The organism is Streptomyces sp. (assembly GCF_035563135.1).
Lineage (GTDB): Bacteria > Actinomycetota > Actinomycetes > Streptomycetales > Streptomycetaceae > Streptomyces.
Map to the genome: position 1 here is coordinate 1 of NZ_DATMVN010000683.1, position 12161 is coordinate 12161.

General features: G+C 69.4%; 14 protein-coding genes and 1 pseudogene. 6 read left to right on the top strand and 9 right to left on the bottom strand.

Going from position 1 to position 12161, the window contains the following annotated elements; genetic code table 11:
- Positions 1–235 (top strand): hypothetical protein (locus VN520_RS30485; RefSeq protein WP_325750173.1); only part of this gene is annotated, 235 nt, incomplete at its 5' end.
- A gap of 163 nt (positions 236–398) precedes the next feature.
- On the opposite strand, the gene VN520_RS30490 is transcribed toward VN520_RS30485, so the two are convergent.
- From VN520_RS30490 to VN520_RS30505, 4 genes are all read right to left on the bottom strand, one after another.
- Complete coding sequence (locus tag VN520_RS30490) at positions 399–833, bottom strand: hypothetical protein (RefSeq protein ID WP_325750174.1); 435 nt, start codon at positions 831–833, stop codon at positions 399–401.
- Between the two features lie 282 nt (positions 834–1115).
- Positions 1116–2600: a hypothetical protein gene (locus tag VN520_RS30495; protein ID WP_325750175.1), complete on the bottom strand. Its 1485-nt coding sequence runs from the start codon at positions 2598–2600 to the stop codon at positions 1116–1118.
- Between the two features lie 383 nt (positions 2601–2983).
- On the bottom strand, positions 2984–4117 hold the full coding sequence (locus VN520_RS30500) for an IS630 family transposase (RefSeq protein WP_325750176.1): 1134 nt from the start codon (positions 4115–4117) through the stop codon (positions 2984–2986).
- A 17-nt stretch (positions 4118–4134) separates the two neighbouring features.
- Positions 4135–4506 (bottom strand): VOC family protein, encoded by a 372-nt coding sequence (locus tag VN520_RS30505; RefSeq protein WP_325750177.1) that lies wholly within the window; start codon positions 4504–4506, stop codon positions 4135–4137.
- A gap of 185 nt (positions 4507–4691) precedes the next feature.
- Between VN520_RS30505 and VN520_RS30510 the strand changes: the two genes are divergently transcribed.
- Together VN520_RS30510 and VN520_RS30515 are read left to right on the top strand one after the other, a co-directional pair.
- Positions 4692–4874 carry a hypothetical protein gene (locus tag VN520_RS30510; RefSeq protein ID WP_325750178.1) on the top strand — a complete coding sequence of 61 codons (183 nt, stop codon included), beginning with the start codon at positions 4692–4694 and terminating at the stop codon, positions 4872–4874.
- A 7-nt stretch (positions 4875–4881) separates the two neighbouring features.
- Positions 4882–5184 (top strand): hypothetical protein, encoded by a 303-nt coding sequence (locus VN520_RS30515; protein WP_325750179.1) that lies wholly within the window; start codon positions 4882–4884, stop codon positions 5182–5184.
- A gap of 73 nt (positions 5185–5257) precedes the next feature.
- Here the strand turns inward: VN520_RS30515 and VN520_RS30520 are convergent, their stop codons facing one another.
- Complete coding sequence (locus VN520_RS30520; protein ID WP_325750180.1) at positions 5258–6658, bottom strand: UDP-N-acetylmuramoyl-tripeptide--D-alanyl-D-alanine ligase; 1401 nt, start codon at positions 6656–6658, stop codon at positions 5258–5260.
- Between the two features lie 376 nt (positions 6659–7034).
- Between VN520_RS30520 and VN520_RS30525 the strand changes: the two genes are divergently transcribed.
- A complete protein-coding gene (locus VN520_RS30525; protein WP_010982331.1) occupies positions 7035–7238 on the top strand; it encodes a cold-shock protein in 204 nt (67 codons plus the stop codon).
- A gap of 149 nt (positions 7239–7387) precedes the next feature.
- On the top strand, positions 7388–9196 hold the full coding sequence (locus VN520_RS30530) for a hypothetical protein (protein ID WP_325750181.1): 1809 nt from the start codon (positions 7388–7390) through the stop codon (positions 9194–9196).
- A 172-nt stretch (positions 9197–9368) separates the two neighbouring features.
- On the opposite strand, the gene VN520_RS30535 is transcribed toward VN520_RS30530, so the two are convergent.
- The 4 genes from VN520_RS30535 to VN520_RS30550 form a co-directional block, all read right to left on the bottom strand.
- Positions 9369–9836, bottom strand: coding sequence for a hypothetical protein (locus VN520_RS30535; protein ID WP_325750182.1), 468 nt, complete (start codon positions 9834–9836; stop codon positions 9369–9371).
- A gap of 11 nt (positions 9837–9847) precedes the next feature.
- On the bottom strand, positions 9848–10618 hold the full coding sequence (locus tag VN520_RS30540) for a glycosyltransferase family 2 protein (RefSeq protein WP_325750183.1): 771 nt from the start codon (positions 10616–10618) through the stop codon (positions 9848–9850).
- Positions 10619–10660: 42 nt separating this feature from the next.
- Positions 10661–11020, bottom strand: coding sequence for a hypothetical protein (locus tag VN520_RS30545; RefSeq protein ID WP_325750184.1), 360 nt, complete (start codon positions 11018–11020; stop codon positions 10661–10663).
- A 181-nt stretch (positions 11021–11201) separates the two neighbouring features.
- Positions 11202–11546 carry an SH3 domain-containing protein gene (locus VN520_RS30550; protein WP_325750185.1) on the bottom strand — a complete coding sequence of 115 codons (345 nt, stop codon included), beginning with the start codon at positions 11544–11546 and terminating at the stop codon, positions 11202–11204.
- Between the two features lie 388 nt (positions 11547–11934).
- Here VN520_RS30550 and VN520_RS30555 point away from each other — a divergent pair.
- Positions 11935–12161 (top strand): annotated as a pseudogene (locus VN520_RS30555) (hypothetical protein); the annotation flags it as partial.

Here is a 12161-nt window from a genome sequence, read left to right on the forward strand (position 1 = left end):
ACACCATCCGACCTCGGCCCAGGTGCTGAAATGGGCCCGCCAACTCCGCATCGGGTGGGTAGCCGGCGGAGAAGTCCGGCACGACACGGGCGCCGAGGGGAGCGCATCCGTTCTACTCGGGGCGTGGCAGCGGGCGAGGGCTGACCCGCTGCCGAACCTCATCGGCCGACCGCGCGAGGCCGGTGATCACGCCGCCCTGGTCTGGCCGGGCACCAGCCGCCACGGACCCGGATAGGTTGCGCCGCAGGAAGCGCAGCGCGCTTGGAAGAGGGCGGCGGCCGGTCCCAGGCTCTCGGCAGGACGGGCGGCGAGGTGCCGGCCCTCGATAGCCGTGATCAGCTCGGCCCAGGGCCGGGAACACGTGCATGTGTCTGGCCGCGGCTGCGGGGCGGACTGGTTCATGCTTCGCTCCCCGCCTCAGGCGGGTCGTCCGGGGAGGTGGCTCGCCATTCACGGGGCTTGCGGCCGATGCCCTGCTCGACCGCGGCCACGTCACCGTGTCCGTAGGCCGTGCGGACCCCGGAGACGGACATCCCGGAAGCGGCGGCCAGGTCCGCGAGCTTGTAGGGACGGGGCCGGGTGAACTCCCGCCCGTACGCGACCAGGCGTCGGATCTCGGCCTCGGCCTGCTCCTTGCGGTACCGGGCGGCGCCGATGGCCGAGAGCAGCGGCTCGTTGTCCGAGTCCGCGTCCCAGGCCATCTCCAGGTTGAACGCCAGCTCCTTCCGTGCGGCGTCGACGTCGTGGCAGACGTCGTTGAACACGTCCTCCGGCACGTCACCGGGTTCGGGCATGGGATGGACGATGGCTGCGATGTCGTCGAAGATACTCACAGATGCATTCTCTGCAAAGAATTACGATGAGCGCAACGGGGTGCGGTGGGTGAAATCTGGTCGTCCTCGTGGAGGGCTGTCGGGCAGCGCACGGCGACGACGGTGGGCTTCCCACGCGGGAACCCCGGAAGCCCACCGCCGCAGCATTTCGCCCGGTAAGGACACTGTCCCCATGGCGCCGTGACCCGGCCGTCCGCCCACGGCTGCCTGCACCACGCATGCACCGGACTGACAACGGTTTGGAGGTCGTCTGGATCTCGGCGACAAAGAACTTCGGAGCGTCTACCGACCGCGTCGCCACCGAGCGAAGAGCCGCCGCATCAGCTTCGGCTCTGCCGCTTCCGGCTGGGGGCTCGTGTCTGGTACTGACGCTCCGCCCGCTGGCTGCTCGGGCAGGCTCGGCGGAGGTGGAAGCAAGGGCCGGGGCGGCAGTGAGGCGGCGGGAGTTGCTGGCTGTGGTCGTGAGTCGGGGGCAGCAGCTGCTCCAGGCGTGGCTGAGCCCGGGGGCGCCTCCGGCATGGGTGGCGCCGGGCGGGGAGCGACGGCCGGAAGGGCGGGTGCATTCGGGGGTTGATCGACGGCGGTCAGCGGGCTTGTGCTGTCCGGCTTCGCGTACGCCTTGAGGGTGAGCCGGGCGAGGTCCTCCGAGCAGGCTTCCCCCGCTGCGACGGAAAGACCTGGTGGTTCAGCGGTCCGGCTCACCTCCCGTGGCGTGGAGACACGCAGCGGGCCCGGCGCCCGGGACGCGGCTGCCGGGCGGCTGCCCCGAGAGGACGGCCGACTACCGGAACCTCCGGGCGGGCGACTGTCGCGACGCTGCTCTGGGGTCAGAGGCAGCGGGCACATCGGGGCACCGGTCTGCTTGGTGTCCTTGTCCCATGTCCAGAAGGCGAGGTGCCAGTGCTCCTTGATCCATAGCTGGACCTCGTCGACGCTGCGCCGTTGCGGGGTGAAGATCTTCCACCCGGCCCCGACCGCGAGCACCTGCATCCCCACCTGCAGCTCCTTGCCCAACAAGGTCGGAAAGGCGCTGCGCAGCACCACCTCCACGGTCCGGCCGGCCTGCCTAGAGGGGATCCCGGTCGCCAGGACTGCGTAGGGCTTGGTGCCGGCCATGCCGGTCTGCAGGACTGTCCCGTGCACCGCCACCGGGTGTTCGAGCCAGCGTCCCTTCGCTGCCGTCACCCGGTCGTGAAGCTGCCCGTAGGAGAGATCGTCGGGGCCGTAGCAGAACTCGCTCCAGGCGATGCGCTTGTTGCGGTACTCGACCGTGAACAACTCCGCGAAGTCAGGGTCGAAGTCGCACCGCCGGAGAAGCTGGGACACCTTCACCGCGCTGTTGAGCGCTGGGGGCAGCCAAGGCCGCAGCGTGGTGACCCGGAGCCGGGCTCGCTCCTCGTCGTCCTCGGGCTCTCCCCCGACCGCAGTGGGCGCTGGCGGGACTGGAGGGTCGTGAGCGGGGATGGTGAGCCGGAGCGTGCCGTTCTTCATGACCTTCGCCAGCCCGTGCGAGCCGAATGCGATGTCGGTCATGACTTGTGTCGGGTTCAGCGGGCAGCCATCGTCGTGGCCTTCGTGTAGCCGGAAGTGCGCCGAGACCGGCGAGCCGAGGCGCAGGTAGGCCGGCACGATGGACACCGGACGCGTACAGCCAGCGCACTTCAGCGGCTCGACGAACGGCCACGGCTGCTGCTCGAGCATCCATCGGTACACCGGCTTGCCGCGGCTGTCCTCCACCTTGATGACCCGCTCACCCGAGTCGGCCATGCTGCGCGCTCCCCTCCACTCGCCTCCCCTGATCTTGCCTGGCGTGCGCCAGGACAACCGCCTGTTCCCGGTCATTGCCCCGCCCGTCACACCGCATCCGGGCCGGCGCTCGCCCGGACCCTGGTCGGCGCGCGGGCCGTGACTGAGCAGTTCGGGCATGGCACCACCGTCATCCGGCATCTGCCCGCCCGGATCCCCACTGCCGGTGACCGCGACAAGTTCGAGGTCCTGGTCCCGGATCAGGGAGGCAAGGTGCGCTACGCCGTGTGCACGGAGGAGATACTGCGACTCCTTGGGCCCGGTGTCCTGGGTTTCCCAGGCGACCCGTTGCCCAGCACCGATACTCCCACCGTTCCCCCGCAGAGTGCCCAACTAGTGCCGCATCAGGCAACGTTTGCCCTGCCGACCACGGCACGTAGTCGCTGGTCGTCGGCGTGGCGGTTTCGCCAGATGATGTAGCGGCGGATCATGCTGCCCTGCTCCATGTGGCTGGCGTGGTCGGTGCCGTCGATGGTGAAGTAGCGCAGGGCTGTGAACTGGGCCTCGATGCGGTTCAGCCACGAGGAGTTGGTCGGGGTGTAGGCGATCTCGACGTTGTTGGCCTCTGCCCAGTCGGCGACACGGCGGCACCGCTTGGTGGTCAGGTGCGGGGAGTAGTTGTCACAGACGATCGCCAGGCGGACTGTCGGTGGGTAGAGGGTGCGCAGGTAGCGGCAGAATTCCAGGAACTTCGACCGGTTCTTGGTCTTCTTGATATGGCCGTAGAGCTTGTCCTTGGCCAGGTCATAGGCGGCGAACAGGTGCCGCACCCCGTGCGGGCGGGTGTAGGTCGCCCGCCGCCTGGGCCTGGGCTCGCGATCGGGGTCTTTGTGCCTGCCCCCGCGTTCGGCCCACTGCCGCCCCGGGTGCGGCTGCAGGTTCAGCGGGCCGAACTCGTCCAGGCAGACCACCACTTCGGGCTCGCCATCCTCGGGTATGACCTCGCCGTCGGCGATCGCGTACAGGTGCTCCACTCGGGCCTTCTTGGTGGCGTAGTCCGGATCGCGGGAGGTCTTCCAGGTCTTTATGCGTTGAAAGGAGACGCCTTCCTCGCGGAGCAGGATGCGCAGGCCCTCGTGGCTGATGTCGTCGACCACCCCCTCGGCGACCAGGAAGTCCGCCAGTTTGGTCAGGCTCCAGGTCGAGAACGGCAGGCCGTGCTCGGCCGGCTTGGACTTCGCGATCTTCTTGATCTCGCGGCGCTCGGGCAGTGTGAAGGTCTTCGGCCGCCCGCCCTTGTACTTCGGATACAGGGAGTCGAAGCCGTCGGCGTTGAAGTTGTGGATCACATCCCGGACTCGGTCGGCGCTGGTGAAAGTGACCTCGGCGATCTTTGCCACCGCCATGCCCTGCGCGGACAGCAGCACCATCTGGGCCCGCCGCCAGGTCACCACCGACCCGGTGCCGCGGCGGATGATCCGCAGCAGCCGCCGCCCTTCGTCGCCGTCGATCTCCCGCACCCGCACGCGTTCCGCCATCCGAGCCCCCGTGTCCGTCAGCTGTGACTGGTGTCGATGACGCAGAAGCGGTTGCCCTCGGGATCGGCGAGCACGACGAAGTCGGCATCGTCCGGATAAAAGTCCCAGTCGACGCGTTCAGCGCCCAGGGAAATCAGTCGCGCCACTTCGGCCTCCTGATCGGCGGCGTCGCCGGCATAGAGGTCGAGGTGGATTCTCGGGTGTTCCTGCACGGGCGTCGTACTGAGGTCGAGGGCCAGTGCGGCACCGGAGCCGTCGGCCGGCACCAGTACCGCCCAGTCGTCCTTCACCTCACCATCGCGAGGGACGTAGCCCAGTGCCCGACTCCAGAACTCCGCGGCCCGCCGCACATCAGCGGCCCCCATCACGATCGTTCCGATGCTCAGCATCCGCCGATTCTGGCAGACACCGACAGACCCACGGCGTTGAACCACGTCCCCAACTACAAGGCGAACGTTGCCTGATACGGCACTAGTTCGGCTGCTGGGCGCCGCCTTGCGCCTACACAAGGCGGCCAAAACCCCCCGCCGAGGTACCGGACTTGGACCGGAGCAGCCAGGTTTCCCTGAGCCTTATGGGGCTGGAGCACCTCGCGCACTTCATCAGCGAGATCGTCGTGGACGAACACAGGACGACAGCCGGGGCCAAGCGGGAGAAGAAGCTGGCTCAGATCACCGAAGTGCTCCACCTGCAGGCCCAGGAGCTGCGGTATCTCTGCGACGACCTGGAAGCCGAAGAACGCGAGCGGGCCAGCTGAGCGCAGCGTGATCGTCTCTGACGTCAGCACCGCGCGGGAGCTGGCCGGCGGGCGGGTGATCGTCGTGTTCGAGCCGTGCGGCTCGACGCGGGTGCGCGTCCTGGGCACGCGGAGGGGCGTGGTGCTCGCGGACGAGGTGGTGCTCTTGCCCGTCCGCGACGCGGTGCCCTCGACGGCCGGACCGGCGGCCCGGGACGAGGTCGAGGAAGCGGCCGTCGGTGCCGGCGCCCACGTGTGCTGGGTCGGCGGTCTGGCCCAGGCCGCCGATGCGGTCGCCGCGCACTCGCCGCGCCGGGTGACGTGGTCCTGACGATGGGCGTGGGCGAGGTGGCCGGTCTGGAGTCGCTGCTGTTGGCGCCCGCGGACCGGCCCCTGATCGTCGTCTAGCGGTCGCCGGCCATGGTGTCGGGCTGGGCCAGGCGCCCCGCCGTGTGCTCCAGCCCGACACTGTGGGAGCCCTTGACCAGGACGATGTCCCCCGGCTGGATCAGGTCGTTTGCCAGGGTCAGGGCGTGGTCCCGGTCGGAGGCGCGCACGACCTTCAGCTGCGGGTTGTCCCGCTGGGCAGCGTCGGCCATGGCCCGCGCGTCGTCGCCGCCGACCGCGATCAGCACGTCGATGCCGGCGGTGGCGACGAGACGGCCGACCTGCCGGTGCTCCTCGCCGCCGTCGGCACCGAGCTCCTTCATCTCGCCGAGGACGGCGATGGTCCGGCGGCTGTCCTTCATGGCCGCGAGGGCCGTGCAGGCTGCCTTCATCGAATCGGGGTTCGCGTTGAACGCGTCGTTGATGATCCGGATCCCGTCGGGCCGGTCGGTGACCTCCATGCGTCCCGACGCGACCAGGACCGCGCGGGACAGCGCGGCCGCCGTCGTCTCCACATCGGCGCCCAGCCCGATCGCGACGGCGGCCGCGGCGAGCGCGTTCGACACGTGGTGCACGCCATGCAGGGACAAAGCGACCCGTGCCTTGGTGCCGGAGGCGGCGAGGGTGAACGAGGGCCGGCCGGAGGTGTCGACGGTGACAGCCAGGGCCCGTACGTCGGCTTCGGTGTCAACACCGAAGGTCAGCACCCGGGCGGAGGTACGCGAGGCCATGGCGGCGACCAGCAGGTCGTCGGCGTTGAGGATCGCCAGGCCGTCCGCCGGAAGCGCTTCGACGAGCTCGCCCTTGGCCTGGGCGATCTGCTCGCGTCCGCCGAACTCGCCGACGTGGGCGGTTCCCACGTTGAGGACCAGGCCGACCGAGGGCGGGGCGATACGGGTGAGGTGGGTGATGTGGCCGTTGCCGCGGGCGCCCATTTCGAGCACGATGTAGCGCACGCCCTGGTCCAGGTGGGTCACCGCCAGCGGCAGGCCGATCTCTCCGTTGAACGACTTCACCGTCGCGATCGTCGGCCCGAGCTCGGGGAGAACCTGCGCGAGCAGGTCCTTGGTGCTGGTCTTGCCCGCCGAGCCGGTCAGCCCGATCACCGTCGCCTCCGGCACGGCCGCCAGCACGGTGCGGGCCAGCGCGGCGAGCGCGTCCAGCACGTCGTCGACGACCACGGCCGGGACACCGACGGGACGGGCAGCCAGGACCCCCACTGCGCCGGCTTTCACGGCGTTCGTCGCGAAGGCATGCCCGTCGGTGTGCTCGCCGGGAAGCGCAGCGAACAGACCGCCGGGCTCGACCGTGCGCGAGTCGACGACGGCGGGCGCGGTCATCAGCACGGACGTGTCCGGCACGTCCCACAGGCGGCCGCCGACGGCGGCCGCGACGGCTTCGAGCGAGAGGGGGATCACGAAACGCACTCCCAATCAGCAGGGCTCGCCCGGCACGGCTACGGCTCACCGGTTCAATCCACCGACCGTAGCGCCTTGCAGTGCCCGCGCATCGGAGACCGGCCAGGGCGCCCATGAACAGGACCTCAGCGGGGCAAGCTCGGTGCTGTGCGCCCACGCAGCGACCCCGACGATCTGCTTGTGACCTGAGCGTTCTCGCGACGAGGACGGACCTCTCCGTGTAGCGTCAGGGGTAGCTGTCGTGGTTCCGAAGTACCGGTCGCCCGTGAGCAATGCGCACGGGCGATTCTGCTGATCACAGTCTCTGAGGACCAGGGCGATCACCTCCGGTGCCTGCACGGTGCGGGTGCCGACTTTGAGTCCCTTGGAGGGCGCAATGGCCAGCGGAACTGTCAAGTGGTTCAACTCGGAAAAGGGCTTCGGCTTCATCGAGCAGGACGGCGGCGGCCCCGACGTCTTCGCCCACTACTCCAACATCGCCAGCTCCGGCTTCCGCGAGCTTCAGGAGGGCCAGAAGGTGAACTTCGACGTCACTCAGGGTCAGAAGGGTCCTCAGGCGGAGAACATCACCCCCGCCTGAGCTCGCACTCCTCGGCACCCGCTCTGCGATCTCGCTGGGCGGGTGCTGCGCGTTCGGCAGACTGCCTTCGTCCCGTTCGCGCCGGGACTGCCCGTGGCGCCAGCACGCCGCGCCGATCGTGGTTCGGAAGGTGAAGAGGGGGGCGGCGTATGCGCGATTCCAGGCTGGTGCAGACGGCGGTCATCGGCGACGAGCACTCGGATGTGCCCATCGTCCTGCCCCCTGAAGCGATCGAACTGGACGTCTTCCGCCACGCCCATGAAGGCGACACATTCTGGTGCGGTGTGCTGCTCGGCGGCTGCGGTGCCCAGCTCGCCACGAAGCTCTACGTCGATCGGCAGTGCCACTTCCAGCACTTCCCTCAGCCGAACGGCATGCCGAATACCTGCCGCCGGCCGGCCGTGGGTGAGTCCAGCGCGGACCACCTGTACGTGAAGTCGGCCCTCTCCCGGTCGCTGCTGGACCACGGCCGCGTCGCGCGCTTCTCCTTCCCTCCGCCGATTGGTTCCTTGGTCGACGTGGACCTGGAGGACGGTGTCTCCTTGCGCATCCATATGGACGGCTCGGTCCGGCCCGACTGGGATGCCGCCGAGCGGACCGTAGTTCTCGGACCCGGTGTGGTGCCGGAGCCGGGCAGCCTGGTGGGTTGCCCGTACGTCTATCGGGTGCGGTGCGACAGCGATGGTGCGACCAGACGAGTCTGGATCGGAACGCAGAGCCTGGCCCACCCCACGGACTGGATTCCGCTCAGGGAGTGCACCTGGGGCAACGAGGGCCTGCTCACGCCGACCGCGGCCCGTCTCCTGCGTACCCGTGCCTCCGGCCCGAGCCGCGTCGTTACCAAGAGCCCGGCCACCCAGTCCGCGGCTCTGCCGGAGAAGGTGGTGACGTTCGTCCGCGGCCTGGAGGCCGCGCAGCGGACCGGCACGGTCGAACACGTACGCCGGCTGTGTGCAGGCGGCGACTCCTTGCTGCAGAGCCTGACCCCGCGCGTGCGAACCTCGGTGGAGACCGCGCTGACGGAGGCACGCGCGTGGCTTGCCACCCATGAGGAGTACCAGCACCGTCTGTTCGCCGAGCTCGAGGCGGCTGTCCGCGAGCGCCGCGCCTGGGACGTGCGTTCCCGCCTTCAGCAGGCCGCCGCCCTGACCCGGCGCGGCGCCAGCGTCTCGGAGCAACGTGTGCTCGCTGCCGCACGCTCCTACCTGCGCGGGCAGGACCGTATCGAAGAACCCCGCGCCCCAGCCGCACTCCGGCAGGAGGCGGGCTACCGGCCGGTGCGGCCGGCCCCGAAGAAGCCGAAGAAGGAGCCGCGCCCGGCCGCCGGCCGGAAGACGAGGTCTCAGCGGCGCCGAGAAGCCGCCACGGATGCGCGTAAGCTGCTCAAGTACCTGCGCCGGGAGGAACGCTCCCTGTCCGCAGCCGAGTTGAAGAGGCACGTGGGCACCCTCGTACGCGCGGCGCAGACCGCGGGCGATGAGCTCGACCCCAAGGACCGTCTGGCGGTCGTGTCGTGGGAGCAGAAGAGCGAGCGGCGACAGCGGGCAGCGGACCGCCGCGAGTCCGTGCGCCCAGACAGCGCACGGCCGGTCAGGAACCGGGACCGCCCCGAGCGCACGCCGCTCGACCCGCTGACGCAGGCGGTCAGAGCGATCCTGCAGAAGGCCGCGTCCGCGGGAACCACCCTCACGTGGGCACAGATCCGGCAGCAGCTGCCACCGGAGCTTGCGGCCCTGGAGCGCGGCGAGCAGACGCCGTTGTTGATTCGGATCGACCGCAGCCGCGACGGCAGCGCCCCGCTGCTCTCCGCGCTGGTCACCGGCGCCGACCATGACATGCACCCGGCCTACCCCCGCATCGCAGCCGCCTTGGGCCGTCCCCCGGCGAACGGGGACCTGGCGGCTCTGGCCGCATGGGCGGTGGAGGTGTCCCGGTTCCGGCGCAAACCGGCGAAGTAGAGCAATGTCCGGACCCCCGTCCCGGGCACGGCTGGCTACGTCTCCAGCGGAGGCCTGGAACGCGCGGCGGGAAGGAAGGCCCGGCTCATAGCAGTGGAGGATGTCCTGCGGCACCGGTGGTGGGCGCCATCGCGGCAGGTCTGTGACGCCTGGTTGAAGAAGCGAGCCGTCGTCACGGCTCGCTCGGCCGGCACTCCTTACACAGCCGGTAGTTACGTCCACCGAGCGGCCCCGTGTTCTCCGCGATCCACTGGCGGGCCCGGGCCGGGCTCATGATGTAGAGCCGCAGGTGAGGGCTGTACCTCTCCTCAGCTTCCGGACTGTTGTAGTCGTGGTGCTCGTGCGCCCACTTCTGCAAGGCCCGGTCGTACGCCTCGCCCTCCGGGCGTACGTGTTCGGCAGGCATCCGACGGCGGACGCGGCTGCAGGTCGTGCGGTGCAGGAAGCTGCCGCTCGCGGTGTAGCTGAACTGCTCGGGGTCCTGGTAGCACGCCCACGAATAGTCGGCGCCGTCCAGGACCCGGTCGAACTTCGCCTTCGCCATACGGCACCAGATGCACCCCTCGCACGGCTCCTCGGGCTCCGGCTCCACCGTCGGCTTGCGGTAATCGGGGTCCCACGGGTCCAACTGGTTGGTCATGTCTGCTTCCTTCACGCCGTCTTCGCGGTTTCCTTGAGACCCTCGCGGAGCGCGGCCAGGTGCTGACCGTGCCTCCACGCGAACACGCGCGCCCGCGATTCCATCGCCGGATACGAGGGATGAGCTGTCATCTGCTCCGGGTGCTTTCGGTAGTGGTAGACCACGGTCGGCAGAAGGGCTCCAGGAGCGCCACCCGTAATTCCCACCAGGTAGGCGTAGTCCTCTCCTTGAGGAAGGGCGGCATACCCACCGCTGCCGCGAATGAGGTCGGTGCGGGCGAGCAGGGTGGTGGGCCCTATCGGGATCGTCGAGTCGGGAGTCTTCCAGAACCGCCACACGGCGCCGGGCTCGTGGAAGCCGGGCGGTGTGGGGCAGTGCCAGGTCTTGGTCGAGCCGTCCGGGTGGAGGTCTGCAGACCAGCCGGCGCACCATCCCAGGCCGTGGGAGCGCGCGTGCTCGAGCCGGATCGACAACGATCCTTCCGGCAGGAAGTCGTCATCGTCAGCCGTGGTGCACCAGGCGGTCGTGACCTCGTTCAACGCGAAGTTCCGGGCGGCGCCGGCACCGACGGCACGGGGCAGCGGCACGGCGACGACGCGGGGGTCTTCCCGCAGGACCGCGGGCAGCCGCGAGAGCGGTACACCATCCAGCGCCAGGACCCACTGGAACGGGACGGCCTGCCGCTGAAGGCTGGCGTACAACTCCAACAGGTACGGGACTCGCTCCGCGCGCAACCGGGTCGGGGTGATGACGGCAACGGCCGGTTCGTCGGTGTGGGGCATGTAGGACTCCGATGTAGTGCAGGTCGGGCGGGAGGGAGGGCGCTATGCGATGCGGCCGGTCGGCGGCTGCTGTCCGGGGCGCTCCGCCCAGCTGCCAATCAGCGCGGAAGGGCGCAGCGCGATCAGACGTACGGAGCGGGGCAACTGCTCGTCATACGCCACCAACGCTGATTCGTCGTCGAGCGGGTCGGGTGCGAGTCGGGCGAGGGTGACCAGTAGCTGCACCGACTCGTCCGCGTCCTGCTCAGGACCGGACCAGCGCAGGACCAGGAGGTCGCCGCGATCTGTGACCCGCTGGGGGCGGGCCCATGGCGCCGCCTGCTTCCATCCGCTGCTGTCCAATACGACAACGGGGAAAATCACGCCGAGGCCGTAGTGAGCGGCCAAGGGCGGTCGGTTCACGGAATGTGTCTCCTTCCGAGGCTCCGCAGCAGGGGCGTGGAGGACTCAGGTGGCGTTTCAAGGAATCGGTGGAGCCTGGCCGGGTTGGCCATGAGTGGACCTGACGCGCGGGTCAGGGCCACTCATGGCGTGTCGCCCGGAACGGCACCTTCGGGGCCGTTGCGGCACTCGGCGGTGTCGGTCAGTCCAGTTGCATCGGCACCGAGATGTAGTAGGCGCTGATCCATCCGGTCTTGCCCGAGTTGGCTCCGCTGCGGACCTTGATGTGGGCCCAGGAGCCGTTCTTCGCGTAGCAGGCAACCGTGATCTTGGTATCGGTGCGCAGCAGCCCCAGGGACGTGTAGCTGGTGCTCGGGCCGTTGCGGAGGTGGACGGTGGTTGAGGTCCATGCGGTGTAGTCGGCCACGTTCTTGGTGCACGCGGTGGAGCCGACTGCGGATGCGGGAGCGGCGAGGGCGGTGGCTCCACCGAGCATGAGGGCTGTGACTGCGGTCGCGGTCGCGGCCCGCCGGGTCAGAGGTCGCATGGATTACTTCCTTCGTTGTCGAGAGACGGCACTGTTCGGCTGACGGCGCGAGGCACCCTCGGCGGTGCGCGAGCCTCAGGGCGGCGTCGAAGAGGCACTGGTGGAACCTGTGCCAGCACTGCGAGCACTGCGGTGTGGGGCGGAAGCTGTGAACTGCTCATGTCCTGAACGTATGAAGCAGAGCGGACAGGCTCTTCTGCGGCCGACTGCTGTGCCGAGCTGCTGACGACGAGGCCCAACAAGTCAGTGGTCACCGCCCGGGCGCGCGGTAGATGCCGCAGGGAACGCGCTTCGAGGGAGGTGTCCGCTTCCGTTCCTACTGTGCGTCTCGTTGGAGATCGTCGATCCGCGGCGGCCTGCCAACGTGCGATGAAGGGCAACGAGACGCATGAGTAAGAGGAATACGACGCCGCGCCGGCGCATGATGAGGGTGGCCTCGGCCGCCGTCATGGCAGCCGGCGTGCTGGGCGTCGCCACCACCGGTGCCTCGGCCGCAGAGGTGAGCGCCACCGCGCAGGTGCAGGCTGATGCGGCCGTGGGCGAGGTGGGGGCCAAGGTGGACGCGAAGACGGTCGTGACCCCCGCGGACGACCCGACCGATCCGGGCACGGACCC

Excerpts from the sequence above, each read along its gene's own strand:
- VN520_RS30495 (WP_325750175.1), bottom strand. The coding sequence starts at position 2,600 with ATGGCCGACTCGGGTGAGCGGGTCATCAAGGTGGAGGACAGCCGCGGC.
- VN520_RS30500 (WP_325750176.1), bottom strand. The coding sequence starts at position 4,117 with ATGGCGGAACGCGTGCGGGTGCGGGAGATCGACGGCGACGAAGGGCGG.
- VN520_RS30505 (WP_325750177.1), bottom strand. The coding sequence starts at position 4,506 with ATGCTGAGCATCGGAACGATCGTGATGGGGGCCGCTGATGTGCGGCGG.
- VN520_RS30510 (WP_325750178.1), top strand. The coding sequence starts at position 4,692 with ATGGGGCTGGAGCACCTCGCGCACTTCATCAGCGAGATCGTCGTGGAC.
- VN520_RS30525 (WP_010982331.1), top strand. The coding sequence starts at position 7,035 with ATGGCCAGCGGAACTGTCAAGTGGTTCAACTCGGAAAAGGGCTTCGGC.
- VN520_RS30530 (WP_325750181.1), top strand. The coding sequence starts at position 7,388 with ATGCGCGATTCCAGGCTGGTGCAGACGGCGGTCATCGGCGACGAGCAC.
- VN520_RS30535 (WP_325750182.1), bottom strand. The coding sequence starts at position 9,836 with ATGACCAACCAGTTGGACCCGTGGGACCCCGATTACCGCAAGCCGACG.
- VN520_RS30540 (WP_325750183.1), bottom strand. The coding sequence starts at position 10,618 with ATGCCCCACACCGACGAACCGGCCGTTGCCGTCATCACCCCGACCCGG.
- VN520_RS30550 (WP_325750185.1), bottom strand. The coding sequence starts at position 11,546 with ATGCGACCTCTGACCCGGCGGGCCGCGACCGCGACCGCAGTCACAGCC.